Source organism: Gordonia sp. p3-SID1431 (assembly GCF_025143765.1).
GTDB lineage: Bacteria > Actinomycetota > Actinomycetes > Mycobacteriales > Mycobacteriaceae > Gordonia > Gordonia hongkongensis.
Map to the genome: position 1 here is coordinate 1 of NZ_JAMBDT010000022.1, position 25,752 is coordinate 25,752.

Consider the following 25,752-nt stretch of genomic DNA (forward strand, 5'->3'; position numbering starts at 1 on the left):
AGCGGGGAGCGGGGAGCGGGGAGCGGGGAGCGGGGAGCGGGGAGCGGGGAGCAGGGAGCAGGGAGCAGGGAGCAGGGGCCGCGCTTCGGATCAGGGAGCGGTGGGGGTAGCGCGGGTCCGGGAGTCCAGCGGCACGATGAGCGGGCCACCGGTGATCGGATCGGTCATGACGTGCGCCCGGAGGCCGAACGCCGCGTCGAGGGTCTCGGCGTCGATGACCTCGGTGGGCGAGCCGGTGGTGACGATGGCTCCGTTGCGCATGACGAACAGCGAATCGCTGTAGCGCGCGGCCAGATTGAGGTCGTGCAGCACCATGACGACGGTCTTGCCGTGCTCGTCGCGGAGCCGGCGGACCAGGTCGAGGACGTCGATGGAGTGCGCGAGGTCGAGGTAGGTGGTGGGCTCGTCGAGCAGGATGAGATCGGTGTCCTGCGCGAGCGTCAGCGCGATCCAGACCCGTTGCCGCTGACCGCCGGACAGGGCGTCGAGGGTGCGGTCGGCGAGGTCGAGGGTGTCGGTCATCTCCATCGCCAGCGCGACCGCCGCCTCGTCGGCCGCGCTGGCCTGCGCGAACCAGCGCTGGTGTGGATGGCGTCCCCGCCCGACCAGATCGGCGACGGTGAGCCCTTCGGGCGCGATGGGATTCTGCGGCAGGATCGCCAGGGTGCGGGCGACCTGTTTGGGCCGGACCGAGGAGATGTCGTCGCCGTCGAGGTAGACCGCACCGGTCCGGGGTGGCAACAGCCGTGCGAGACAACGTAACAGCGTCGACTTGCCACATCCGTTGGAACCGATGATCGTCGTGACCTGACCATCGGGGATGTCGATGTCGAGGCCGTCGATGACGATCCGTTCGTCGTAGCCGACGGTCAGTCCGACGCCCCGCAATCGGGCGGTGGTGGCAGGGGATTCGAGGGATGACGCGGTCATACGCTCGCCTTTCGGGACATGACGATCATCAGGTAGATCAGGAACGGGCCGCCGATCGCCGCGGTGACGATGCCGACCGGAAGGCCGCCCGGCAGAACCGTACGCACCAGCAGGTCGCCGCCCAGTACCAACGACGCACCGATGACACCGGACACGAGCGGCGTGGGCACCGCCGTACCGGCCAGCCGCAGCGCGATCTGTGGGGCCAGCAGCGCGACGAAGGCGATCGGCCCGGCCGCGGACACGCTCAGCGCGCTCACCAGGACCGCGGTCAGGAGCAGCGTCGTCGACACCGCGCCGGTCCGGACTCCGAGTCCGCGGGCGAGATCGGGTCCGAGGCTGAGCATCCCGATCTGGCGGGCCAGGACGACCACCACGATGATGCTCGCGACGACACCGGCGGCGACCGGCCACACGTTGGACCAGCCGACGTTGGACACCGACCCGACGATCCACACCTGCGCGCGAGCCACATCCCGGATGTCGGCGCGCGAGAGGAGGAACTGGGTCAGCGCCTGCAGCAACCACGTCATCCCGACGCCGATCAGCACGAGCCGGAACGGGTTGATGCCGTTGTTGGCCTTGCGACCCGGCCAGGCGAGGACGTACATAGCGACGGCGGTGAGCAACCCGCCGATCATCGCCGCCGCCGGGACGCCGAGATCGCCGAGCCAGGCACCCCAGCTGGTGGTCGAGAACGCGATGGCGGTCACCGCCGCCACGCTCGCGCCGGCGGTGATGCCGAGCATGTCCGGTGTGGCCAGGGGATTCTGGGCGATCAGCTGGGTCATCGAACCCGCAAGGCCCAGACCGAATCCCACGAGCAGGGCGACCAGCGCTCGGGGCAGCGCGACGTCGAAGACCACCACGTTCTCGACGCGGGTGCCGCCGCCGAGCAGGATGCGGGCGACGTCGACGGGGGTCAGCGGGAAGTCGCTGACACCGACGCTCGTGAGGAACAGGACGACCGTGACGGCCGTGGACACGACTGCGACGGTGAGCATCCGTGGTCGGACCACCATCGACAGCGGTTCGACGGCGATCCGATAACCGCCGGGGTGCGGTGCGATCCGGCCCTTCGTCGTGGTTCCGGACGTGATGTCGGTCTTGATGGAGGTCGGCGGATTCACACGGTCCCCAATCTCTGTCGGCGGACCATGACGATGAGGAAGGGCGCGCCGACCAGTGCCAGCATGACGCCGACCTGCACTTCGCCGGGACGGGCGACGATCCGGCCGAGGATGTCGCATCCGACGAGCAGGATGGCGCCGAGCAGAGCGGAATACGGGATGATCCACCGATAGTCGGCGCCCACGAAGGCGCGGGCGATGTGCGGTACGACCAGGCCCAGGAACACGATCGGCCCGCACGCCGCGGTCGCCGCGCCGATGAGCAGCGTGATGGTCAGGACGCCGAGGGCGCGGATGAGCACGACACGGGAACCGAGGGCCTTGGTCATGTCGTCGCCCAGGCTCAGGACGTTCAGGAAGAAGCCGCTCGCCAGCGCGAGGACGAGGCCCACCGTGATGAACGGCAGGCTCGCCCAGAACACGTCGATGCCCCGACCCGCGGTGGAGCCGACGCTCCAGAAGCGCCACTGGTCCAGCGAATTGGTGTCGACGAGCACGATCGCGGACGTGATGGCGGTCAGCATCGCGGTCAGGCCGGTGCCGGCGAGGACCAGGGTCAGGGGACTCGAACCGCTCAGCGACGACAGCCCGAACACCACGGTGGCGGCAATGATCGCCCCGACGAGACCGAATAACATGAACGCGATCGGGCTGGTGATGCCCAGCAGGTAGATGCCGCCGACGACCGCGCAGGCGGCACCCGCGTTGACGCCGAGCATGCCGGGATCGGCGATCGGGTTGCGGGTGTGGCCCTGGGTGATGGCACCGGCCGCGCCGATCGCGAGTCCGGCGGCGAGGCCGAGCAGAGTGCGCGGCACGCGCAGATCCCACACGATGCCGTCGACATCGGAGTCCTTGGGCACCTGCGGCATCCGCAGGTTGACCAGCGCGTTCCAGATCTCTTCGACACCAGCGGTGAAGCTGGGCCAGATCTCGTCGAGCGGGACCGGCCGGGTGCCGAAGAGAACCGAGGCGACGACCAGCGCTACGAGGACCGCCAGGAGCAGCGGGATTCCGAGAAGTCGGAGGGATCGGCGCACGAAGGTAAACCTTACCAACCTTCTTCGACGCGGCATCGCGCGCAGCGTCGAGCTCGGTCGTCGGTGTCGTTCGTATAACGAATTGCCGACGAAACCTGAGGGATCGCTGTGCGCGCGGTAACACTTCGCTCAGGCTGGGTCGATAGTCCCGGTGTCGGTGGGCATCTCGGGCCGACCGCAGCAAGACCGGTCGTCGGGTGGGATGGCGTGAACCGCTCCCACGACGGCGACGTCGGGAAACACAGTGTCGCCTACGAACGAGGAGGATCGATGAAATCGCTGAAACGGGCTCTCACAGGGGTTCTGGTCGCTGCAGGAATCGCCGGTGGATCGTTGGTGGGTGCCGCGCCGGCACAGGCCGCCGTTCCCAACCTCCAGATGACGGGCGGGGTCTACTGCCAGTTCGCAGCCCCTGGCACGCCGTGGAATCAGGCGTGGAGCATGACCCGGTTCATGCGCGTCACCGCGCGTGACGGCGATTTCCGTAACGTCACGCTGCAGGAGATCAACGGCGCGACGAAGTTCAAGTCGCTGCTGAAGAAGAACGAGTCGCTCACCATCAAGACCACCTGGTTCGGCTGCTTCCCGTCCTCCATCGCGGGGTACGCGATCTCCGATTACGCCGAGAACCTGACCGACAACGCCGGTTTCTGGTGGAACGTCCGGCGCATCGACAACCCGTTGGACCGATTCGGTACGGGCTCCTCCGCTTCAGCGGCCGCCCTGACCGGCGGTGGCACCGACGTCGCCGGCGTGCCGGCGATTCCGGGCCGTTGATCTCATCCGACGACAGTTGAGAATGCACCACAACTGAGCCATTCGCGCCGGGCGGCGTGCGGGGAGGACGCCCCCGCACCCGCCGGGCGCATGCGAAAGAGCGGCGACCGAGAGAACTCGGCCGCCGCTCTTATGGCTTCGACAGGCTCAGCCGGCGGGGGTGGACTCAGCCGGCGGAGGGTGGCTCAGCCGGCGGGGTGGATCACGCGGACGGGCGGGACACCTTGTCCGGCTCCGATGCGGCGAGCATGTCCTCGCGTTCGACGACCTTGACGCGTTCGCGGCCTTCGGCGGCGCCGAGGGCGCGTTCGTGTTCGTCGAGGCGGTACCAGCCGTCCCAGGTGGTGAACGGGATGTTCTTGGACTCGAGGAGTTCGACGATGGCGTCTTCGCCGGGGTGGGCCGGGTCGAGGAGTGTGCCGGCTTCCATGTCCTTGAGGATGCAGTCGACGGTTTCGTTGGCGTCGCCCTTGGTGTGGCCGATGAGGCCGACGGGACCGCGTTTGACCCAGCCGGTGGTGTAGATACCGGTCAGCTGCTGCCCTTCGTCGAAGACGCGGCCGGCTTCGTTCGGGATGACCCCGGCCTGGGAGTCGAACGGGATCTGCGGCAGGTTGTCCGAGAGGTAGCCGACCGCACGGTAGACCGCGCCGACCTCCCAGTCGGTGGTCTTGCCGGTGGGTTTGACGTTGCCGGTGCCGTCGAGTTGGGTGCGTTCGGTGCGCAGACCGACGACCTTGCCGTCGGCGCCGAGGATCTCGGTGGGGCTTTCGAAGAAGTGCAGGAACAGTTTGTGGATCGCGCCCTGTTTGGGTTCGCGGATCGCGTAGTTCTCGATGATGGTGGCGACCTGGTCGGTGATCTTCGACCCGCGGCGCGCGACGGCCGAGCCCTCGTCGTAGTCGATGTCCTCGGGGTTGACGATGACCTCGATGTTGGGGGAGTGGTCGAGTTCTTTGAGTTCGAGCGGGGTGAACTTCGCTTGGGCGGGTCCGCGGCGGCCGAAGACGTGGACCTCGACGGCCTTGTTGGCTTTGAGTCCGTCGTAGACGTTGGCGGGGATCTCGGTGGGCAGCAGTTCGTCGCCGGTCTTGGCGAGCACGCGGGCGACGTCGAGGGCGACGTTGCCCACGCCGATGACCGCGACCTTCTCGGCCTCGAGGGGCCAGGTGCGGGGGAAGTCGGGGTGGCCGTCGTACCAGGCGACGAACTGGGCGGCGCCGTAGCTGCCGTCGAGGTCGATGCCGGGGATGTCGAGGGCGCGGTCGTCGGTGGCGCCGGTGGAGAAGATCACCGCGTCGTAGTGGGCGCGTAGTTCGTCGATGGTGATGTCGGTGCCGTAGTCGACGTTGCCGAGCAGGCGGACCTGAGGCTTGTCGAGGACCTTGTGCAGGGCGGTGATGATGCCCTTGATACGCGGGTGGTCGGGTGCGACGCCGTAACGGATCAGACCGAACGGAGCAGGCATGCGCTCATACAGATCGATGCTGACCCCGCGGTCCTTGGCGGTGTCGGACTTCATCAACGCGTCGGCGGCGTAGATCCCGGCGGGACCGGCACCGACGATCGCAACCCGCAGCGGGCGGCTGTTGTCGCTCATGGAGTAGGTGTCTTCCGTTGCTCAGCACGCGAGGACAAGCAAATCTCGGTGACCCCCAGGTCCGCGCGTATGGATAAGGCCTATCCCTTCTACGGTAGGCGCTTGCTGTCCCCGACCAAAATCCGTCTGTGAGGTAACCCTCACTCGGCGGGTGCATGGTGTCCGGCGGGTTCGGGCCCGCTACGCCTTGCCGGCGGCCGCGGCGATGGGTCCGACGGCCTGCTCGGCGACCCACGGGATCGTCAGGACCGTCGGCACCGACATCGCGCTGCCGACCTCCTGGGGCAGATAGACCACGCGGCCCGACTGCGCGACCGCCAGCCGGTTGAACGCCGCGTTGGACTTGAGCTGGTCGTTGGAACCCTGCCAGTCGACGGCGACGACGACGTCGGCCGAGTCCAGCAGGTTCAGGCTCTCGGCCGGCAGGTCACCGTAGAAACCGCTGGTCACCGAAGGTTGCAGCGCGGGCGGGAAGGTGAGTCCGTAACCGGTGAGGGTCTGTCCGCGCCCGTCGCCGGGGCCGTAGATCGACACGCCGCCGGTGGGGCTGGCGGTGACCACGATCGCCGTCTTCCCGGCCAGCTGCGGGTTCTGCTCCCGCACGTTCGCGAGGAACTGCTCGGTCTCGGTCACCTTGCGATCGGCGAGTTCGGGCAGTCCGACGGCGGTACCGATCTGGCGGGTCTGCGCGTCCCACGGCACCTGCCACGGCTGGAACTGGGCGGGCCGCAGGATCGTCGGGGCGGTCTTGCTCAGCAGATCGAACTGGTCGCGGGTGGGATCGGCGCCGACGGCGGTGATGAGGTCGGGCTCGGTGGCCAGCGCCTTGGGGATCTCGTCGCCGAACGCGCCGGACGCGTTCGGCAGCACCACCGGCTTGGAGTCGGCCAGGAGTTCGGCGTTCCACGGCGCCGACGCCTGGTCGGGGTCGGCGAACGGGGCGATCGTGGTGGGGGTGACGCCGAGTGCGAGGAGGGTGTCGCCGTCACCCACGCCCATCGCGGCGACGCGCTTGGGTGCCTGGTCGACGGTCGCGGGGGCGTAGGCCTGCTGCACGGTGACCGGGATCGCGCCGGCCTCGGGCGTGGGGACCTGGGCCGTGCCGGAGTCGACCGTCTCGTCCGGCGGCGAACACGAGGTCACCACCAGGGCTGCCGCGAGCAGCCCGACGAGAAGGGTGAGTGAACGGTGGGTGGAAGCGCGCATCCGGGTCCTCGCTGGTCGTTGCGGTCGGCGACGTCGTTCGCCGCGGAACTTAGGGCCACCTTACGCAGGACGTGTTCGATGTCGACGTCGTTCGGCGCTCCGCCCGGTGCGTCCGGGGTCCGACGACGCCGGTCTCAACCGCCGCCGGGACGCTCGATAGACTGCCCGCCATGGCCGAAGCTGCAGGTGAGGGCGACCAGAAGCCCCCGTCGTGGAAGAACGCCTGGCCGTTCTTCGTCGCGGCCGGCGTCGTGGGACTCGTGGTGCTCGGCGTCGTGCTGTCGAATGTGACCCGTCCGGCCGAGGACCGGGCCGGCGACTCGGCTCAGGTCCAGTACGCGATCAACGACATCTACACCGCGCGCAACGGTCCGAACTTCGGCGAATACCGGGCGAACACCTGCGCGGCCGATGTCGAGGCGGCCGACTTCGTCTCCGAGGAACAGTTCCTCGCCGACAACCGGGAGTCGCTGCTCGCCAACGGTCACATCGAGATCCCGGAGATCAACGAGCTGGTGGTCGACGGTGACCGGGCGACCGCGAAGGTTCATTGGCACTATGACAAGACCCCCGATGATGTGAACGTCGTGGACACGATCGTGGTGCGCGAGAACGGCGAGTGGAAGGTGTGTTCCTCATGAGCTATGCCGGTGACCTGACCCCGCGCGAGGCGTGGGAGAAGCTCGAGAACAACCCGGATGCGGTGCTGGTCGACTGTCGCACGCAGGCGGAGTGGTCGTTCGTCGGCGTGCCCGACCTCGAGGTCCTGGGCAAGCGCGCGATCTTCGCCGAGTGGACCACCTTCCCCGAGGGTCGCCGCAACGATGACTTCGTGGCGCAGCTGCGTGATTCCGGTGTCTCCGACGACCAGGAGGTCATCTTCATCTGCCGTTCGGGGCACCGGTCGATCGGCGCTGCGGAGGCCGCGACCGCCGACGGTATCGCGAAGGCATACAACGTGATCGACGGGTTCGAAGGCGCCCTCGACGAGAACGACCACCGCGGGACGTCGGGCTGGCGTGCCGAGAACCTGCCGTGGAGGCAATCGTGAGTTCTGATCTGCCCGTCAGCCGTGAACTGCCTGAAGGGCTCTCGGCTGACACGATCGCGGTGCGCGGCGGGCTGGCGCGTTCGGGTTTCCACGAGACGGCCGAGGCGCTCTATCTCACGAGCGGTTACGTCTACGACTCCGCGGAGGCCGCCGAGCGAGCCTTCACCGGCGAGGACGAACGATTCGTCTACTCGCGCTACGGAAATCCGACCGTCGAGATGTTCCAGGAGCGGTTGCGCCGGCTCGAGGGCGCGGAGGCGTGTTTCGCCACCGCGAGCGGCATGGCCGCGGTGTTCGTCGCGCTCGGTGCACTGTTGAAGGCCGGCGACCGTCTCGTCGCCGCCCGCAGCCTGTTCGGTTCCTGCTTCGTGGTCTGCAGCGAGATCCTCCCGCGCTGGGGGATCGAGACCGAGTTCGTCGACGGTGAAGACCTCGAGCAGTGGGAGCGGGCCCTGTCCAAGCCCACCGACGCGGTGTTCTTCGAGACACCGTCGAACCCGATGCAGAGCCTCGTCGACGTCGTGAAGGTCTCGGAACTGGCGCACGCCGCGGGCGCACAGGTGGTGCTGGACAACGTCTTCGCCACCCCGCTGCTGCAGCGGGGTCTCGAACTCGGCGCCGACGTCATCGTCTACTCGGGCACCAAACACATCGACGGCCAGGGGCGCGTCATGGGTGGCGCGGTACTCGGAACCAAGGAGTACATCGACGGTCCGGTGCAGCAACTCATGCGACACACCGGTCCGGCACTCAGTCCGTTCAACGCCTGGACCCTCGTGAAGGGGCTGGAGACGATGCGTCTGCGCGTCGACGCCTCGGTGTCGTCGGCGCTGCGGATCGCCGAGTTCCTCGAGAGCGATCCGCGCGTGCGCTGGGTCAAATACCCCTTTCTGCAGTCACACCCGCAGTACGACTTGGCGAAGTCGCAGATGTCCGGCGGCGGCACGGTGGTGACCTTCGAGCTCAACGACCACGACGGCATCGACGGCAGGAAGCGCGCCTTCGAGGTCCTCAACGGCCTGCGGATCGTCGACATCTCCAACAATCTCGGAGATTCGAAGTCGCTGATCACGCATCCTGCGACCACCACTCATCGTGCGATGGGTCCCGAGGGACGCGCGGCGATCGGTCTGAGTGACTCGGTGGTGCGGCTGTCGGTCGGCCTCGAAGGGGTCGACGACCTGTTGGGCGACCTGGACCAGGCGCTCGGCTGACGCCCGCGCTCACGGCTCCCGTACCCGCTCAGCCGAATCCGTGGAGCGGGGATGCATCATGAGACGCGGCAGCTCAGCCGTTGCGACGATCCCAGGCCGCGCGCACCGGAGCGGGGATACGGCCCCTCGCGGGCACCTCGAGTCCCTCGGCCCGAGCCCAAGACCTGATCTCCGATGGTGTCGCGGGCGGCCCCTGCATGCTGTGCACAATGGTCTCGCTGCCGGCGGTGAGTCGCCACTCGTGTAGCGCGGCACCGAGCCAGCGGTACACCCATTCCTCGGCGAGCTTCCGGTTGTCGCAGAACACGATCGGCACGGTCGGAAACCGGACCTGCGCCTCGGCCGCTGCCTCGGCCAGCGCGGCGCCGCTGACGTATTCGCGCGTGAACAGCTTGCTGTACGAGGCTTCGACGACCACCGCGGCGCGGCGAAGTCCGGCGAGACCTGCCAGTTGGTAGGTGAGAGTTCCCTTCATGAGGCCGTTGCCGAGATCGTCGATCGACTTGCGTTCGACGGCGGCGATCACCTCGTCGTCGTTGACGATCGCATAGTCGCCGGCATCGAGGCGGTGTCGAGTGGTGGTCGCCTGCTGATGGCTGAAGGAGTAGGCGTACTTCTCGCCCGTGTCGACGACGATCTCGAGTGCCTGGCCGTGTGCCCGGGCGGTGGGGAGGGCGACGTTCGGACGCGCCTGCTTGGTGGTCTTGCGCGTCTGCCAGAAGATCATCTCCCGTCCTCGAGCGCGGGTGATGACGAATTGTGAGCGATTCTCCCTGGCCCGGGCGAGTACCAGGTCGATCGCCGCCCCGCGCCGCGTCACCGAACGTACTGCGAGTCGTTCGACGATCTGCGGTGTGGTCGGCCACTCCTCAGCGCGGTGGCAGTAGACCTTGCTGGTCCGCGGCCACGTCTCTCTCACCTTGAGGACAATGCCGTCGCTGCCGAGCGGGATACGTACGAGAAAGGGCAGCGAGGAGCCCTCTTCCGGGTTTCGGGCGATGATCAGATCGTCGGGCATCGAAGGTCAGCGTAACGGGCTGCGGTCGCCTGCGGTCGTGTTCGACCCCGAACCATCTCTGCTAATCGAGGCTGTCGATTCCCAACGCGTTCAGGACCGTCCGCAGCTTGAACGCCGTCTCCTCGAGTTCGCCCTGCGGGTCGGAGTGTTCGACGATACCGCCGCCGGCCCACGTCCGGAGGCTGCGACGATCGGCCTCGAGTTCGAGGCACCGGATGGTGACCATCCACTCCCCGTCGCCGGCGGCGTCGCACCAGCCGACCGCCCCCGCGTAGAAGCCGCGCTCACCCTCGACCTCGCGGATGATCTGCGCAGCAACATCACTCGGCGTGCCGCAGACCGCCGGGGTGGGGCCGAGCAGGAGTGCGAGATCGAGCGCAGTGGTCGCCGGGTCCCGAAGCCGCGCGCGGATCGGGGTGGCCAGATGCCAGACCTCCCCGGTCGACTGCAATTGCGGGGTCGACGGCGCGTCGACGTCGTCGCAGAGGTGTCCCAGCCGGTCTCGCAGGTGGTCGACGACGAAGGCGTGCTCGGCGAGGTCCTTTGCCGAGGAGAACAATCCGTCGGCAGCGGCGCGGTCGACGACCGGGTCGGGTGACCGCGGCGCCGATCCCGCGTACGGGTGGCAGGTGACGACGGAACCCGACTTGCGCAGCAACACTTCGGGACTCGCGCCCAACAGCCACGAACCCGAGCCGGTGGCCGCGCCGAGATCGACACCGAATGCGTTGTGTCCGGCATTGCCGCCCGCCAATGCGTCGAGAAGTCGCAGAGGCTCGACCTCGGCGTCGAGCACGATGTCGACGCTGCGGGCGAGGACGACCTTGCCGACGTCGCCGGCGACGATCCGCTTCACCGCGTGCGCGACCCGTTCGCGGTGCTCGTCGGCCGTGGGGTACAGGGTCGTCGACACCGGGGTGCGCGTCAGTGGCGGCCCGCCCGCCAGCGGCGCCGCGTCGACGTGCAGGACTTCGGGCACCACCAGCGCGGCGGGGTCGGCGAGGTCGAAGGGGATCGCGCCGGTCAGACCGTCGACGGTCCCGGCGCGCAGGGCGGCCGAGGCGGCGTCGACGTCGGTGAACGCACGGACCGCGCCCATGCCCCGCACGGTGCCGTGCGGGCGGGACAACACAAACACATCAGTCGCTGACACCCCTGACACGCTACAGGTAAGTGTGCCCTAACTTCCGATCACGTTGAGTGAAAATTGACACGCCCGCGCGAGATCGACGACCCTTGGTCGTAGGTCATGAGTGCCAGTGACAAGCCCCGGCTCGCTGGTCGGCAACCCTCCTTCGCGGTGGGGTGCTCCGGGTGACGACCCGGCCGCGTACCGACCGGACGCGGCAAGCGCGAATTGTCTGAGGAGTTTCCTGCCGTGACCGCTGTCCTGTCCGCACCCGCCGGTCGCCTGTCGCCCGCAGTCGACGTCCGCTTCGACGCCGCCCGGGAATCGGTGCGGCAGTTCGTCCGTGCGCGGGTCGACGACACCGTCGTCTTCACCCGCGATGCCGCCGTTGCCCTCGACCTCGCGGCGCGCATCACTCCCGGCGACGTCGTCGTCCTCGACATCGGGCAGGGCGCCGACCTGCTGCGGTGGTGCGCACCACGGCAGGGGCGCGACCGGGCGCGCTTCGTCCCGGCCTGCGAGACCATCGAGGACACCTTGGTCGCGCTGGAGACCGAGCTCGCCTCGGCGCCGGCATCGCTCTTGGTCGTGACCGCGGTATCGGACATCACCGGCGAGGTGCTGCCGATGGGCCGGCTCGCCTCGCTCGCGCACCGGTCCGGGGCCCGCATCCTGGTCGACGCCGCGCAACTCGTCGGGCACCGGCCCGTCTCCGTCGTCAGCCACGGCATCGACTACGTCGCGTTCGGTGAACCAGGTCGTAGGACGGATGGCCCCGGCGTCCTGATCGGTCGTCGTGACTGGTTCGACGCCGCCGATGTCGACGCCTCGCCGGACTCCGACGGCGTTCCCGGGGCGATCGCGGTCGCCGAGGCGTGTCGGGTGCTCGCCGATCTCGGACCCGAGACGATCGGGCTGCACGAACGCCGCCTCGCCGAACGTCTCGACGCCGGCCTGGCCGCGATCGGCGGCTTCACGCCGCTGCGGATCTTCACCGATTCCACCGACCGCGCGGGAGTCGCGGGCTACACCGTCGACGGCCTCGCACCGCCGGCCGACACGGTGCGCGCGAGTTTCGGAGCGGGCACCACCGTCGACGACATCGACCGGATTCTCGATGCATTCCGGGCGCGAACCGACCAGACCGACCGAACTCGACCAGGGGTGAATAGATGACCATCGAACTCGACGCACGTGCTGACCGCGGCACCGTGATCGCCGCACCGACTGCCACCCCGACGGCCCCGATCAGCATCGGACGTCCGGGATTCCAGATCGCGCTCGCGGGAGACGATCTCGCACAGACGTTTCCGATCGTCGTGCGGCGGGAGACCCTCCGCGAGGCGCAGCGCGCCCGCTCCCTGCTCCGGGCCGGCAGCCACGATCAGGCCAAGTTCGTGGTCGCACTCGAGGTGGAGGTGGCTGTCGCGCCGGACGCCGCGTCGGCGCGCACGGCCGCTGCTGCGGCGGTGGACGCGTCGTCGGAGACGGGCTCGGGGACCATCCGCTACATCGGGACGACACACGGACTGATCACGCTGGTCCGCGACATCTACGCAGCCGAGGTCGCCGACGCCGTGATCCTCATCCCGATCGACGGCGCGGCCACCGAACGCCGCATCCGCGAACAGATCCTGCCGGTGCTCGCCGAGCAGCGGTACCGCGTGGCCTGACCCACTGCTGGTTGAGCCGGCACCGAGCGTAGCCGCCGGGCCGAGCAAGCGACGAAGGAGCGCGTCGAGGTCGAGGCGCCGAGTCGAAGCCACCTGGTGACCAGACAAGACCGCCGACACCATCTCGGATGATGGTGCCGGCGGTCTCGTGTGTGGGAGAGATCAGCCGCGCGAGGGCTCGTTGGCCGCGTCGGGGTGCGCAGCGAGGCGATCGACGGCCTCCTGTGCGATCTTCTCGGCCTGGTCGCGGCCGACCCATCCGCCCGGGTCGACCTCCTTGCCCGGCTCGAGGTCCTTGTAGTGCTCGAAGAAGTGGGCGATGGGTCCCAGCTCGTATTCGGACACGTCGGAGATGTCCTTGATGTGGTCCCAGCGCACGTCCTTGGCGGGGACGCAGAGCAGCTTGTCGTCGCCACCGGCCTCGTCGGTCATGGTGTACATGCCGACGACCCGTGCGCGCACGATGATGCCGGGGAACACCGACTCGGGGAGCAGGACCATCGCGTCGAGCGGGTCGCCGTCCTCACCGAGGGTGCCGTCGATGTAGCCGTAGTCGGCCGGGTAGCCCATCGAGGTGTACAGGTAGCGGTCGAGGTAGACCTTGCCCGTCTCGTGGTCGACCTCGTACTTGTTGCGGCCACCTTTGGGGATCTCGATGGTCACATCGAATTCCACAGTTCCTCCTGGCAGTCTTGATCGGGGATGCCGCGTCGGGCCGAAACGCCCGCACGCTGCCCCAACGATACTGTTGGTCCGGCGACCTCGATGTTCGTACCCCTCGTTGTGCGTATGTCCGGGCCGTTCCATCGACCGTCAACCGCGAGAGACCCGGAGGCTTTGTGGGCGCATCCACCCGAAACGGCGGTCGTTCCGGTCGGAGACTTCTGTGGTGGACGATCACCGCGGTGGTGATCCTGGCCCTCGTCGCGACGGCCTCGGTGGTCATCGCGCTCCGGCTCGACCGGGAACCCGAACTGCCGCCGGGGGTTCCCCCGCAGCCCGCCGCGATCGCCGTCGACCCCCGGATCGACCCGGTGGTCGCCTCCGCGCCGGAGCCCACGCCGAGCGGTGTGTCGCGGGCCATCGCGCCGGCACTGCGGGATCCGGCGCTCGGCGAACTCACCGGCATGATCAGCGACTCGCTGACCGGCACCGTCCTGTGGACCAGCAACCCCGAGCGTCCGCGGATCCCCGCGTCGAACGCCAAGGTCCTCTCGGCCGCGGCCGTCCTCGAAGCCGTGCCGCACGATCAGCGACTGACCACGACGGTGGTGGCCGGCAGCAACGGGCAGATCATCCTCCGAGGTGCGGGTGACCCGACCCTGTCCGCACAGCCCGCCGGCACCGACACCTTCTACACCGACCCCGGTCGCATCGCCGACCTCGCGCGGCAGATCGAGGACACCGAGATCCCGGTGACGTCGGTGGCCGTCGACCTGAGCGCGTTCTCGGGTCCGACGATGGACACCACCTGGGACCGCCGGGACATCCAGGGTGGCGACATAGCGCCGATCGAATCGCTGATGGTCGACGGCGCCCGGCTCGAACCGCTCGACGAGTACTCGCCGCGCACCGCGGAACCGGGCATCATGGCCGGCGAGGCGCTGGCCGCGGCTCTCGGCGTGGAGGGGCCCGTCACCGAGGTGACCGGTACCGCCGGGGCCGGAGACGACCGCGTGATCGCGAAGGTCGAGTCGGCGCCGCTGGTCACCCGGGTCAACGACATGCTGCGCTACAGCGACAACGTGCTCGCCGAGACCCTGGCCATCGAACTGTCGGTGCACCGGGGCGGGCCGCCCACGCACGCCGGCGGCGTGGAGGCGATCGAACAAGTCCTGTCGTCGATGTTCCCGGACCAGTGGGCGGGCACCACCCTGCACGATGCGTCGGGGATCTCCTACGCCAACCGCACCACGCCGGAACTGCTCGACGCCGTGATGACGGCCGCCAGCGGGCCCAGCCGGCCGGCGCTGCGCCCGATGCTCGACGGGCTGCCGATCGCCGGTGGCACCGGTACGCTCGCGGACCGGTTCGACGCCCCGGGCAACCCGGGCGCGGGCTGGGCACGCGCCAAGACCGGAACACTCACCGGGGTCAGTTCGTTGACCGGCATAGTGCAGACAGTCGACGGCCGCGTGCTGTCGTTCGCCCTGATGTCCGGCGGCACCTCGCCGGCGGACGCGCGACCCGCCCTCGACGCCGTGGTGGGTCAACTGAGAGAGTGCGGGTGCCGATGACCACTTCAGGAATCGCCGGATCGGACGTCACCGACGCCGGGATCACCGGAACCGGGACCACCGAGGTCGCCGAGACCGCCGACCGTCAACCGGGCATCGGGTCGCAGATCGACTGGTCGCTCGCGGCGTCGACCGCGAAACGTCTCACCCGTCCCGGTCCCAAGACCACGGCCTACACCTACGAGGCGGCCCGTACGGAACTGGCCGACGCCGCGACCCGGGCCGAAGCCCCGGTCCGTGAGGTCACCGGGCTCGCCGACGGCCTTCGCGTACCGACCACCCGGGTCCTCGACCGGGCCGGGTGGATCGACGCCGCATCCCGGTCGATGCGCTCGATGCTCGGCTCCGACGAGTCGATCGATGCGGGATCGCCCGGACTCGGGGCCCGATTCGGCGGCCTCCAGGCCGGCGGATTGCTCGCCTTCCTCTCCACCGCGATCCTCGGCCAGTACGACCCGTTCACCCCCGACCCGGAGACCGGCGAACCGGGTGTGCTGATGGTGGTGACGCCGAACATCATCAACGTCGAACGTCAGCTCAAGGTGATCCCGACGGACTTCCGCCTGTGGGTGTGCCTACACGAGGTCACCCACCGGGTGCAGTTCTCCGCCAACCCGTGGCTGCGCGACTACATGCAGGACAACGTGGCCGTGCTGACCTCCGACGCCGGCGAGTCCACCACCGAGATCGTCACGCGGATGACCAAGGCGCTCAAGGGCTCCGACGGTCCGCGCGAAAAGGGTGTGATCGGGGCGATGCAACTGCTGCAGAGCCCGGAGCAGCACGCCGCCTTCCAACGCATGATGGTCCTGGGCACGCTGCTCGAGGGTCACGCCGACCATGTCATGGACGCCGTGGGACCGGCGCATGTGCCGTCGGTGGCGAGTATCCGCGCCGCCTTCGACAAACGACGCACCGCACCCCAGAACCCGGTCCAGCGGCTCATCCGGGCGCTCATCGGGATGGACGCCAAGCTCGCGCAGTACATCCGCGGCAAGGCCTTCGTCGACGCGGTGGTCGAGGCCGTCGGAATGGAGCGGTTCAACGTCGTGTGGACCTCGCCGGACACGATGCCGCTGCCGGGCGAGATCGACGACCCGCAGGCATGGATTCAGCGGGTCTTGTGAGACGGGCGGTCGCGGAGTTCGCGGCCGCTCATCTCTCCGGGCCGCAGGTCTGTGTGGGCCTCTCCGGCGGACCGGACTCGCTCGCACTGACCGCAGCCGCCGTCGGCGCCGGTCTGGACGTCACCGCGCTGATCGTCGACCACGGACTGCAGCCGGACTCCGCTCAGGTCGCCGCGGCGGCAGGAGACGTGGCGGGAAGTCTGGGTGCCCGCGTCCGGGTGCTACCGGTGCGCGTCGGGCGGCGTGGCGGCCTCGAAGCCGGAGCCCGTGAGGCCAGGTATGCGGCGCTCGACGAGGCCCGCGCCGATCGGCCCGTCCTGCTCGGCCACACCGCCGACGACCAGGCCGAGACCGTGCTGCTCGGGTTGGCCCGCGGGTCCGGGTCCCGCTCGATCGCGGGCATGCGTGCGTGGAACGACCCCTGGGCCCGGCCGTTGCTCGGCGTCCGCCGGCGGCAGACGCTGGCGGCCTGCACCGAACTCGGTCTCGCGCCCCATCGCGATCCGCACAACGACGATCCGCGGTTCACCCGTGTCCGACTGCGAACCGAGGTGCTGCCGCTCCTCGAGGAGGTTCTGCACGGCGGGGTCGTCGACGCGCTGGGTCGCACCGCCGAGGGCCTGCGGGCAGACAACGACGCGCTGGACGAGTGGGCGGCCGGTGTCCTCGCCGGGGCCGGGCGAGACGATGGGCTGGCGATCGCGCCGCTGCTCGCCGTGCCGCTCGCGGTCCGGACGCGTGTCCTGCGCGCCTGGCTGCTCGGTGTCGGCGCCACCGAACCGACGCACCGCGTCATCACGGCCGTCGACGATCTGATGGCGACCACCGGGAACGCGCGGTCGCAGGTGGCCATCGGCGGCGACCCCGAAGCACGACGCGTCGTCGTACGTGCCGGGGAAACACTGACGGTCCGCCTCACCGCGAGGTGAGACGGACCGTCGTGTGGTTACGGGCGATCAGCGACGCGGCGGGGTGAACGGCGAGTTGATCGTCTGGAAGTAGTGGATGCCGGCACCGATGAGCGTGCCGCCGCCGCCTAGGGCGAGGCCCGCGAGTGCTCCTGCAGCCGTGCCGAGGGGAATTCCGGCGAGGACGCATCCGATTCCGAAGGCGACTGACGCGATAGCACAGCCGAAGACTGCCCCAAGGATCCCACCAATCACGGTCCCGACCAAAGACGAGATGGTCATGCCGGTTCGCAGTTGAGAATTGAATCGTTCGAGCGCCTGGTCGTCACGTTCCTGGCGCGTTTGCGGCGCCGCGACATTGTGTCGGGCCACCCCGCGTAATTGATCGACCGCGGTCGGATTGAGTGCCGTCGAACGTGCGACCTCACGGGACGGAATGAGGGTCACCTTGTTTCCCGTGGTCCGCGTGTCGATCGGGAACTGCCGATACTCGCTGCGATACATGAGCGGCATGCGGAAGAGTTCCGCGCCGGCGGTGTCCCGGATCGTCAGATTTCCGTTCTCCGTGCTGACCGATGCGTTGTGCACCGTGAGAGTGAGGGCCGAGGCATTCCACGACGCGTCGTAGGTCGGAGCCGCGGCCCGCTGAGGTGCAGCTTCGGCGGTCGCGGCGAAGACGGTGACGACCGCGGTGACCAGGCAGAGAATTGCGCTGAAACGTATTTTGCGCAGGGGAGAACGCGAAGTGGGGAACACGAGCGCTCCTTCTTGTCCACACGGGGACAGGGCGTGAGAAGGGAGGGGAATTTCGAGGCCTGGTTGCTCAGATCTCTATTCTCGAGAATGTCAGACGCTTGATCCACTTCGAAACGCAACCACTCGGAATGGTGCCGGTGTGATGAGTTGTTATGGGACCGTTATGCACATAGCAATTCCGCGAAATGTCGGTGTGAAAGGTCAACAATGATTTGAGCAGGCATTTCTCGATAAAACCGCAGGTCGATGCTCGATCATTTCTCCGACCGACGGTCGCGGCCCTCGGTGCAACCCCCGTTCGCCGCGGTATCGGCAAAACATGACAAGCTGGGACCGTGCAGTTTGCCGATCCGTATGCCGCTGACATCGACGCTGTCCTGATCACCGAGGACGAGATCAAGCAGCGCACCGCCGAACTCGCCCAGTCCGTGGCGTCGCGCTATGCCGACATCGAGGAGGATCTGGTCCTCATCGGTGTCCTCAAGGGCGCGATCATGTTCATGACGGACTTCGCCCGGTCGCTGCCGATCCCGTCGCAGATGGAGTTCATGGCGGTGTCGAGTTACGGATCGTCGACCTCGTCCTCGGGTGTGGTCCGCATCCTCAAGGACCTCGACCGCGACATCGAGGGACGCGACGTCCTGATCGTCGAGGACATCATCGACTCCGGTCTGACGCTGTCCTGGCTCATGAAGAATCTCGCCACACGGTCGCCACGCAGCCTGGAGGTGTGCGCCCTGCTGCGCAAGCCCGAGGCCGTGCGGTCCCCGGTCCGCGTCGCCGATGTCGGATTCGACATCCCCAACGAGTTCGTCGTCGGGTACGGCCTCGACTACGCGGAGCGATACCGCGACCTGCCCTACATCGGACGACTGAAGCCGTCGGTGTACACGCACTGATCCATCGCCGGCGCATGACGCGCCGCCCGCGTGTCCGACCTGCGAGGGAACGGTTTCACCAGCGCGATCGTTGACCGGTAGCCTCAATGTGTACGTCGACGGGAAGGACATGGGAACGGCGTCGGCACCGGGACTCGATCCCGTGAGCCCGCACGACCCCCACCAACTGGCATGAACCGTAAGACAGTCTTCCGCAACCTCGCCATCCTGGCGCTCATCCTGCTCGCCCTGTGGGGCTGGAGCGTGATGAGCGACTCCGGTCGGGAGTACCGCGGCGTCGACACCTCTGTCGCACTGCAGCAACTCAACGACAAGAACACCAAGTTCATCAGCATCGACGACCGCGAGCAGCAGCTGCGCATCGAGCTGAACACCCCGATCAAGGTCAACGACGCCGACGCCGACAAGATCAGCGCCAAGTACCCGGCGCAGGCGGGGGACCAGGTCTTCGAGGCCGTCCAGGGCACCGGCGCCCCGTACACGACCAACGTCAACGAGCAGTCCGTCCTGTGGCAGATCCTCATCTTCGTGCTGCCGATGATCCTGCTGTTCGGTCTGTTCTTCTTCGTGATGAGCCGTATGCAGGGCGGTGGCCGCGGCGGCGTGATGGGCTTCGGCAAGTCGAAGGCCAAGCAGCTCACCAAGGACATGCCGAAGACGACCTTCGCCGACGTCGCGGGCGCCGACGAGGCCGTCGAAGAGCTCTACGAGATCAAGGACTTCCTGCAGAACCCGACGCGGTATCAGGCGCTGGGCGCCAAGATCCCGCGCGGTGTGCTGCTCTTCGGCCCTCCCGGAACCGGCAAGACGCTGCTGGCCCGCGCGGTGGCCGGCGAGGCGGGCGTCCCGTTCTTCACGATCTCCGGTTCGGACTTCGTCGAGATGTTCGTCGGCGTCGGCGCGTCGCGTGTGCGTGACCTGTTCGAGCAGGCCAAGAACAACAGTCCGTGCATCATCTTCGTCGACGAGATCGACGCCGTCGGCCGGCAGCGCGGCGCGGGTCTCGGCGGTGGTCACGACGAGCGTGAGCAGACGCTCAACCAGCTCCTCGTCGAGATGGACGGGTTCGGCGACCGCTCGGGCATCATCCTGATCGCGGCCACCAACCGCCCCGACATCCTCGATCCGGCACTGCTGCGCCCCGGACGTTTCGACCGGCAGATCCCGGTCGGCAACCCCGACATGGCGGGTCGACGGGCCATCCTGAAGGTGCACGCCAAGGGCAAGCCGATCGACTCCGACGCCGATCTCGACGGCCTCGCCAAGCGCACGCCGGGTATGTCCGGCGCCGACCTGGCCAACGTCGTCAACGAGGCGGCGCTGCTCACCGCACGGGAGAACAAGCAGACGATCAGCGCCGAGGCCCTCGAAGAGGCGGTCGACCGGGTCATCGGCGGTCCGCGCCGCAAGTCCCGGATCATCAGCGAACACGAGCGCAAGGTCGTGGCCTACCACGAGGGCGGCCATACCCTCGCCGCCTGGGCGATGCCCGACCTCGACCCGATCTACAAGGTCACGATCCTGGCGCGCGGGCGTACCGGCGGCCACGCGCTCGCCGTCCCCGAGCAGGACAAGGACCTGATGACCCGCTCGGAGATGATCGCGCGGCTGGTGATGGCGATGGGCGGCCGTGCCGCCGAGGAACTGGTGTTCCACGAGCCGACGACCGGCGCGTCGTCGGACATCGACCAGGCGACGAAGATCGCGCGTGCGATGGTCACCGAATACGGCATGAGTTCGAAGCTGGGTGCGGTGCGCTACGGCCAGGACCAGGGGGATCCGTTCCTCGGCCGGTCCATGGGCTCGCACACCGACTACTCCGCGGAGATCGCGAGCGAGATCGACGACGAGGTGCGCCGGCTCATCGAGGCCGCGCACACCGAGGCGTGGGCCATCCTGACCGAGTACCGGGACACCCTGGACGTGCTCGCGACGCAGCTCCTCGAGAAGGAGACGCTGACCCGCAAGGACCTCGAGAAGATCTTCGCCGACGTCGACAAGCGTCCGCGGATCACCGCGTTCAACGACTTCGGCGAACGCACTCCGAGCGACAAACCGCCGGTGAAGACGCCGGGAGAGCTGGCGATCGAACGCGGTGAGCCGTGGCCGCCGCCGGAGCAGGCCAAGATCCCGGAGCCGGTCGGTGCCGGCTATCCCGGTGGGCCGCAGGTCCCCGGCCAGGTGCCGAACTACCCGCCGATGTATCCCGAGCCGGGTGGTCCGACACCCCCGACGCAGGGCAATCCGGAACCGCGGTACCCCGACCACGGATATCCGCCGGCCGATCCCGGCCCCCACTATCCGAATCCCCAGTATCCGAACCCCCAGTATCCGAACCCGAACTACCCCAACCCGCAGTATCCGGACCCGGGCAACGGCCGGACGGCACCCGGGTCGGGTGGGCCGTACGGGGGCGGCACGCGCCCGGATTACGGCGCGCCGCGCGATTGGTCCGCACCCGGTTGGCCGCCCGAGCCCGACCCGCGGTCGGGTCGCAACGGCGACACGAACGGCTGGGGTCATCGCGCCGGTGACGACGACTCGCGTCCGAGTTCGTAAAGTGGCCGGATGAGTATCAGCGAGCGGCGGGACGCCGTACTCGAGGGACCCCGGTCCGACTTCGACCAGGCACGCGCCGAAGCCGCGGTCCGCGAGTTGCTGCTCGCCGTCGGCGAGGACCCGGATCGGGAGGGTCTGATCCGGACGCCCACGCGGGTGGCGAATGCCTACCGGGAGATGTTCGCCGGTCTGTATACCGAGCCCGACGAGGTCCTCGCCACGACGTTCGACGAGGACCACGACGAGCTGGTGCTGGTGAAGGACATCCCGATGTACTCCACCTGCGAGCATCATCTGGTGTCGTTCCACGGTGTCGCCCACGTCGGCTACATCCCTGGCACCTCGGGCCGGGTGACCGGGCTGTCCAAGTTGGCGCGCCTGGTCGACCTGTACGCGAAGCGTCCGCAGGTCCAGGAGCGGCTCACCAGCCAGATCGCCGACGCGATGATGCGCAGACTCGAACCCCGCGGGGTGATCGTGGTGATCGAGGCCGAGCACCTGTGCATGGCCATGCGCGGTATCCGCAAACCCGGCGCGACGACCACCACGTCGGCGGTGCGGGGCATCTTCAAGACCAGTGCGGTGTCCCGCGGCGAAGCCCTCGACCTGATCGCCCGGTGACGCAGGCGTACGCAGTCCCCGCCGGCGGCGGTGTGCACCGGACTCTCGTGATGGGCGTCCTCAACGTCACCGCCGACTCGTTCTCCGACGGCGGCCGCTACCTCGACGCCGATGCAGCCATCGCACACGGGCTCGAACTCATCGAGCAGGGTGCCGACCTCATCGACGTCGGTGGCGAATCGACCCGGCCCGGCGCGGTCCGGGTCGACCCCCGTCTCGAGGCCGAGCGCGTGGTCCCGGTGATCGGCGAACTCGCCGCGCGCGGGGTGACCGTGTCGGTCGACACGATGCGCGCCCCGGTCGCGGCCGCCGCGATCCGGGCCGGCGCCGCGATCGTCAATGACGTGTCCGGCGGGCGTGCCGACGCCGACATGGCGCGGGTCGTCGCGGACGCGGGATTGCCGTGGATCCTGATGCACTGGCGCCCGGCCGGGGAGAGCTCGGACAGGCGGTTCACGCACCGCAGCGGAGACGTCGACGGGTACCGGGACGTGGTTGCCGAGGTGAGTGGGGAACTGCTCGCCCAGGTCGACGCGGCGGTGTCGGCCGGCGTCGATGCCGACCGCCTCATCCTCGACCCAGGGCTGGGCTTCGCCAAGACCGCCGAGCACAACTGGGCCCTGCTCCACGCATTGCCCACCATCACCGGGCTCGGCTTCCCGGTGCTGGTCGGAGCCTCCCGCAAACGCTTCCTCGGGTCGCTGCTGCGTCGCGACGGTGCGGATCGGCCGCCCGCCGGACGCGATGTCGCCACCGCGTCGGTCTCGGCGCTGTCCGCCGCCGCGGGCGCGTGGGGGGTGCGCGTCCACGACGTCGCGAGCAGTCGCGACGCGGTCGCGGTCGCGGCGGCCTGGCGCACCGGCGGTTCCCGAACCTCGTCCTCGGTAGGAGACTCGAATGGCTGACCGGATCGAACTGCGCGGCCTCAAGGTGCGCGGCAATCACGGTGTGTTCGACCATGAACGGGTCGACGGCCAGGACTTCTACATCGACGTCGTGCTCTGGGTGGACCTAAGGGCCGCCGGCGAGTCCGACGACCTCGCCGACACCGTCGACTACGGCGCGCTCGCGCAGCAGGTCGCCGGCATCGTCGGGGGCGAACCGCGCAACCTCATCGAGAAGGTGGGGGCCGAGGTCGCGGAGTCGATCATGACCGACGAGCGCATCGATGCCTGCGAGGTGACCGTGCACAAGCCGTCGGCGCCGATCCCACTGACCTTCGACGACGTCGCGGTGGTGACCAGACGTTCCCGCAAGGGGACGCGATGAGCCGCGCGGTGCTCTCGGCCGGTTCCAACATCGGTGACCCGACCGCGCACCTGCGTTCGGTCGTCGAGGCTTTCGCCGACGACCTGGTCGCGGTGTCCGCGGTCTATTCGACGCCGCCGTGGGGCGGGGTCGAGCAGGAGGACTTCCGCAACATCACGCTCGTCGTCGACGGCCCGCACGATGCGCGCGGATGGCTCGAGCGCGGATTCGAACTCGAGCGGGCGGCCGAACGGACGCGCGAGATCCGCTGGGGGCCGAGAACTCTCGACGTCGACGTGATCACCGTGTACGAGTCCGGCCAGGTCGTCCTGTCCGGGGACCCGGACCTGACACTGCCCCATCCCCGTGCCGCGCAACGGGCTTTCGTCCTCGTCCCGTGGCTCGAGATCGAACCCGATGCCACCCTCTGGACCCCGGACGGTGCGCGCGCGGTGTCCGATCTCGTGGCCGGGCTCGACGCCGCAGAGCGGGACGCGGTGCGTCCGGTCGGCCGCCTGACCGGGGTCGACTCGTGACCGCGCCGGACCCGCGCCGGCCGGATCAGGACGACGAGGAAACCGGTCTCGGTCCCACCCGGGTCCGCGATCTCGCCGTCATCGCAGCGGTCACGGCGATCGTCGCGTGGATCCTGGTGCGGTACAACTACTCCGATTTCCCGCCGCTGCCGTTGCTCGCCGGTGTGGTGCTGTATGTGCTTGCCGCACTCGAGATCGTCATCGCCTTCGTCGTCCGTTCCCGGGTCGATTCGCGGGATGTCGGTCGCGCGCGGGGACAACTCCATCCACTCACGGCCGCGCGAGTGCTGGCCCTGGCCAAGGCTTCTGCGATCCTCGGCGCGATCGCCGTCGGGGTGTGGCTGGGTCTGCTGGCCTTCCTGCTCGGCCAACACGATCTGGCCGCTGCCGACCACGACCGGCCGGGCGCGATCGTCGGACTGATCGGCGGGGTGGTCCTCGTCGGTGCCGCGCTGTGGCTCGAATACTGCTGCCGAGCACCCGACGATCCGTCCGCCGTCGGCGGTCCGTGAGGGTCGGGGCGAGTGTCGGACGCCCCGCGCACTCGTCGCCTAACATGTCGACTATCGGAGAAACTCCGCACCCGCCTGCGGTCCGAATGCACTCACAGCGGGTAAATTCACGATCATGACGACCTCGAACGGCCGTGCCGCCGACTCGCGCCGCTCGAGTCGGTCGACGGCTCAGTGGTTGCTCGGCCTCTTGATCGTGCTCGCATTGATCGCCAGCATCCTGATGGTCTTCACCGACAGGCTGTCGATCACCGGCTCGCTGGCAGTCATCGCGGCGTTGTGGGCGGCCGTCATCGGCGCGATCCTGGTGACGAAGTTCCGTCGACAGGCCGAGAGCGCCGAGGCGAAGAGCCGTGACCTCCGGTTGGTCTACGAATTGCAGCTGGAACGCGAGATCGCCGCGCGTCGGCAGTACGAACTCGATGTCGAGACGACCATCCGCAAAGAGGTCACCGCCGAGTCGAACGAAGAACTCTCCGAGCTCAAGGCCCAGGTGCTGGCGTTGCGTTCCAGCCTGGAGATGCTCCTCGGTGAACCGCTGCCGGATCAGCGGGTCGCCCTGTCGAGTGAGAAGATGCGCGAACTGGCCTCGGGCCTGAACGACGAATCACGCGCGGGTCGTCGATCCGGTGCACCCTACGGCGGTGGCTTCTCCGGTGATATCGGTGGCGTGTCGTCCTACGGCGCCACCTACGCCGACGACGGGGTGCTCGCCGCGCGCGACTTCGCGGCGACGGCTCCGACCGCGGACGACGGCAGGCATACGGGACCGGTCGATCCCAACGAGATGACCGAGGTGATCCCGGTCGTCACCGACGACCCGATCTCGGGCCGCATCGCCACCGAGGTATCGCCCGACGAGCCCGCGGCGACGAGCGCGCCGGCCGAACCCTCTGCCGCGACGGGGACGTCCGGGAGGACGTCCGACTCAGACGTCTCCGACGCCGAGATCGTCGACACCGATCACGCCGACGGCCCGGAGGCCTCCGCAGGCGCCGAGACCTCGGGTGCGGACGGTGCGTCGACCGGCGCCGGAGAGTCCGCGTCATTGCCGTTCTCCGGGGGCTTCTACCTCGGGAACGACACCGACGCGGCGGATACCCGAGGCCCGGGATCGCAGTCGCCGGTCGCGGACGCGAATCAACCGCTCTACACCGACGACACCCCGACCGACGAATGGTCGACCCGGGCGGCGTCGGGCGAAGCACCCGAGAGCGATGAGACCCCGGGCGTCGCGGATGCTTCCGACGACGTGGAGCCCCCGCCCTTCCTCGGGTCCGCTGGACGACACGAGAATCAGCCGGGCGGTCGGCCCGCGGAGTCCTTCGGCGGTGGTCGTCGACGCCGTGCGGTTGCCGACGACGCGGAATCGGCACACTCGGCGGGGTTGCCCGTCTCCGAACTCCTGAGCCAGCTGCGGTCACAGACGGAGTCCACCGGCGGCGGACGGCGCCGACGGAACGGCTGATCCGCCCGGCCGCTTGCGACGCTGCCGGGTCGCGGTCCGATGCCCCTGTCATCCGTCCGGGTGCATCTGCGGCGTTGCCGCGGATTCGCCGATACGAGTTGGACGATCGCCCT

General features: G+C 68.7%; 26 protein-coding genes and 1 riboswitch. Of the genes, 17 read left to right on the forward strand and 9 right to left on the reverse strand.

Annotated elements, in window-relative coordinates; translation table 11 throughout:
* Positions 1-90: 90 nt before the first annotated feature.
* Genes M4D77_RS07835 through M4D77_RS07845 form a run of 3 tightly spaced genes read right to left on the reverse strand, consistent with a single transcriptional unit; the run spans position 91 to position 3,100 of the window.
* Positions 91-930 (reverse strand): ABC transporter ATP-binding protein, encoded by an 840-nt coding sequence (locus tag M4D77_RS07835; protein WP_259935949.1) that lies wholly within the window; start codon positions 928-930, stop codon positions 91-93.
* Positions 927-2,060: an iron chelate uptake ABC transporter family permease subunit gene (locus M4D77_RS07840; RefSeq protein WP_068971135.1), complete on the reverse strand. Its 1,134-nt coding sequence runs from the start codon at positions 2,058-2,060 to the stop codon at positions 927-929. The genes M4D77_RS07835 and M4D77_RS07840 overlap by 4 nt, the downstream gene beginning before the upstream one ends.
* On the reverse strand, positions 2,057-3,100 hold the full coding sequence (locus tag M4D77_RS07845) for an iron ABC transporter permease (protein ID WP_165629648.1): 1,044 nt from the start codon (positions 3,098-3,100) through the stop codon (positions 2,057-2,059). Before M4D77_RS07845 ends, M4D77_RS07840 begins: the two co-directional genes overlap by 4 nt.
* A 270-nt stretch (positions 3,101-3,370) precedes the next feature.
* Between M4D77_RS07845 and M4D77_RS07850 the strand changes: the two genes are divergently transcribed.
* Positions 3,371-3,877: a hypothetical protein gene (locus M4D77_RS07850; RefSeq protein ID WP_078112747.1), complete on the forward strand. Its 507-nt coding sequence runs from the start codon at positions 3,371-3,373 to the stop codon at positions 3,875-3,877.
* Positions 3,878-4,079: 202 nt separating this feature from the next.
* Here M4D77_RS07850 and M4D77_RS07855 read toward each other — a convergent pair whose 3' ends face one another.
* Complete coding sequence (locus M4D77_RS07855) at positions 4,080-5,477, reverse strand: FAD-dependent oxidoreductase (RefSeq protein WP_205333822.1); 1,398 nt, start codon at positions 5,475-5,477, stop codon at positions 4,080-4,082.
* A gap of 180 nt (positions 5,478-5,657) precedes the next feature.
* Positions 5,658-6,683: an ABC transporter substrate-binding protein gene (locus tag M4D77_RS07860; protein ID WP_259935950.1), complete on the reverse strand. Its 1,026-nt coding sequence runs from the start codon at positions 6,681-6,683 to the stop codon at positions 5,658-5,660.
* A 170-nt stretch (positions 6,684-6,853) separates the two neighbouring features.
* Here M4D77_RS07860 and M4D77_RS07865 point away from each other — a divergent pair, with 170 nt between their 5' ends.
* From M4D77_RS07865 to M4D77_RS07875, 3 genes are read left to right on the forward strand one after another with little or no spacing between them, the layout of a single operon-like run.
* The gene (locus tag M4D77_RS07865) at positions 6,854-7,324 is read left to right on the forward strand and encodes a hypothetical protein (RefSeq protein ID WP_259935951.1); all 471 of its coding nucleotides are present in this window, start codon (positions 6,854-6,856) and stop codon (positions 7,322-7,324) included.
* The gene (locus M4D77_RS07870; protein ID WP_058249965.1) at positions 7,321-7,734 is read left to right on the forward strand and encodes a rhodanese-like domain-containing protein; all 414 of its coding nucleotides are present in this window, start codon (positions 7,321-7,323) and stop codon (positions 7,732-7,734) included. Before M4D77_RS07865 ends, M4D77_RS07870 begins: the two co-directional genes overlap by 4 nt.
* Positions 7,731-8,948 carry an O-succinylhomoserine sulfhydrylase gene (locus M4D77_RS07875; RefSeq protein ID WP_259935952.1) on the forward strand — a complete coding sequence of 406 codons (1,218 nt, stop codon included), beginning with the start codon at positions 7,731-7,733 and terminating at the stop codon, positions 8,946-8,948. The genes M4D77_RS07870 and M4D77_RS07875 overlap by 4 nt, the downstream gene beginning before the upstream one ends.
* A 73-nt stretch (positions 8,949-9,021) precedes the next feature.
* Here M4D77_RS07875 and M4D77_RS07880 read toward each other — a convergent pair whose 3' ends face one another.
* Together M4D77_RS07880 and M4D77_RS07885 are read right to left on the reverse strand one after the other, a co-directional pair.
* Positions 9,022-9,966, reverse strand: coding sequence for an ERCC4 domain-containing protein (locus M4D77_RS07880; RefSeq protein WP_226514008.1), 945 nt, complete (start codon positions 9,964-9,966; stop codon positions 9,022-9,024).
* Between the two features lie 61 nt (positions 9,967-10,027).
* On the reverse strand, positions 10,028-11,104 hold the full coding sequence (locus M4D77_RS07885) for an isochorismate synthase MenF (protein WP_259935978.1): 1,077 nt from the start codon (positions 11,102-11,104) through the stop codon (positions 10,028-10,030).
* A 107-nt stretch (positions 11,105-11,211) separates the two neighbouring features.
* Positions 11,212-11,325: riboswitch (SAM riboswitch) on the forward strand.
* Positions 11,326-11,344: 19 nt separating this feature from the next.
* Between M4D77_RS07885 and M4D77_RS07890 the strand changes: the two genes are divergently transcribed.
* Together M4D77_RS07890 and M4D77_RS07895 are read left to right on the forward strand one after the other, a co-directional pair.
* Complete coding sequence (locus M4D77_RS07890; protein WP_259935953.1) at positions 11,345-12,271, forward strand: aminotransferase class V-fold PLP-dependent enzyme; 927 nt, start codon at positions 11,345-11,347, stop codon at positions 12,269-12,271.
* Positions 12,268-12,768, forward strand: coding sequence for a hypothetical protein (locus M4D77_RS07895; RefSeq protein WP_159371422.1), 501 nt, complete (start codon positions 12,268-12,270; stop codon positions 12,766-12,768). Before M4D77_RS07890 ends, M4D77_RS07895 begins: the two co-directional genes overlap by 4 nt.
* Before the next feature lie 162 nt (positions 12,769-12,930).
* Here the strand turns inward: M4D77_RS07895 and M4D77_RS07900 are convergent, their stop codons facing one another.
* Positions 12,931-13,443 carry an inorganic diphosphatase gene (locus M4D77_RS07900; RefSeq protein ID WP_259935954.1) on the reverse strand — a complete coding sequence of 171 codons (513 nt, stop codon included), beginning with the start codon at positions 13,441-13,443 and terminating at the stop codon, positions 12,931-12,933.
* A 164-nt stretch (positions 13,444-13,607) separates the two neighbouring features.
* Here M4D77_RS07900 and dacB point away from each other — a divergent pair, with 164 nt between their 5' ends.
* The 3 genes from dacB to tilS are packed head-to-tail and all read left to right on the forward strand — an operon-like array spanning position 13,608 to position 17,061.
* Positions 13,608-15,005: a D-alanyl-D-alanine carboxypeptidase/D-alanyl-D-alanine-endopeptidase gene (dacB, locus tag M4D77_RS07905; RefSeq protein ID WP_259935955.1), complete on the forward strand. Its 1,398-nt coding sequence runs from the start codon at positions 13,608-13,610 to the stop codon at positions 15,003-15,005.
* Entirely contained in the window at positions 15,002-16,132 is a 1,131-nt protein-coding gene (locus M4D77_RS07910; RefSeq protein WP_259935956.1) for a zinc-dependent metalloprotease, read from the forward strand. Before dacB ends, M4D77_RS07910 begins: the two co-directional genes overlap by 4 nt.
* Positions 16,129-17,061, forward strand: a complete 933-nt coding sequence (gene tilS / locus M4D77_RS07915) for a tRNA lysidine(34) synthetase TilS (RefSeq protein WP_259935957.1) — start codon at positions 16,129-16,131, stop codon at positions 17,059-17,061. The genes M4D77_RS07910 and tilS overlap by 4 nt, the downstream gene beginning before the upstream one ends.
* A gap of 27 nt (positions 17,062-17,088) precedes the next feature.
* Here tilS and M4D77_RS07920 read toward each other — a convergent pair whose 3' ends face one another.
* A complete protein-coding gene (locus M4D77_RS07920; protein ID WP_259935958.1) occupies positions 17,089-17,796 on the reverse strand; it encodes a glycine zipper family protein in 708 nt (235 codons plus the stop codon).
* A 335-nt stretch (positions 17,797-18,131) separates the two neighbouring features.
* On the opposite strand from M4D77_RS07920, the gene hpt reads away from it, so the two are divergent.
* The 8 genes from hpt (at position 18,132) to M4D77_RS07960 (ending at position 25,639) form a co-directional block, all read left to right on the forward strand.
* On the forward strand, positions 18,132-18,695 hold the full coding sequence (gene hpt, locus M4D77_RS07925) for a hypoxanthine phosphoribosyltransferase (protein WP_259935959.1): 564 nt from the start codon (positions 18,132-18,134) through the stop codon (positions 18,693-18,695).
* Between the two features lie 171 nt (positions 18,696-18,866).
* Entirely contained in the window at positions 18,867-21,254 is a 2,388-nt protein-coding gene (ftsH, locus tag M4D77_RS07930) for an ATP-dependent zinc metalloprotease FtsH (RefSeq protein ID WP_259935960.1), read from the forward strand.
* Positions 21,255-21,263: 9 nt separating this feature from the next.
* A complete protein-coding gene (folE, locus tag M4D77_RS07935) occupies positions 21,264-21,875 on the forward strand; it encodes a GTP cyclohydrolase I FolE (RefSeq protein ID WP_065629597.1) in 612 nt (203 codons plus the stop codon).
* Between the two features lie 50 nt (positions 21,876-21,925).
* A complete protein-coding gene (folP, locus tag M4D77_RS07940; RefSeq protein WP_259935979.1) occupies positions 21,926-22,780 on the forward strand; it encodes a dihydropteroate synthase in 855 nt (284 codons plus the stop codon).
* On the forward strand, positions 22,773-23,144 hold the full coding sequence (gene folB / locus M4D77_RS07945; protein WP_259935961.1) for a dihydroneopterin aldolase: 372 nt from the start codon (positions 22,773-22,775) through the stop codon (positions 23,142-23,144). Before folP ends, folB begins: the two co-directional genes overlap by 8 nt.
* Complete coding sequence (gene folK, locus M4D77_RS07950; RefSeq protein WP_259935962.1) at positions 23,141-23,659, forward strand: 2-amino-4-hydroxy-6-hydroxymethyldihydropteridine diphosphokinase; 519 nt, start codon at positions 23,141-23,143, stop codon at positions 23,657-23,659. The genes folB and folK overlap by 4 nt, the downstream gene beginning before the upstream one ends.
* The gene (locus M4D77_RS07955) at positions 23,656-24,171 is read left to right on the forward strand and encodes a DUF3180 domain-containing protein (protein WP_068971963.1); all 516 of its coding nucleotides are present in this window, start codon (positions 23,656-23,658) and stop codon (positions 24,169-24,171) included. Before folK ends, M4D77_RS07955 begins: the two co-directional genes overlap by 4 nt.
* Positions 24,172-24,286: 115 nt before the next feature.
* Positions 24,287-25,639: a DUF6779 domain-containing protein gene (locus M4D77_RS07960; protein ID WP_259935963.1), complete on the forward strand. Its 1,353-nt coding sequence runs from the start codon at positions 24,287-24,289 to the stop codon at positions 25,637-25,639.
* The last annotated feature ends 113 nt before the right edge of the window (positions 25,640-25,752 follow it).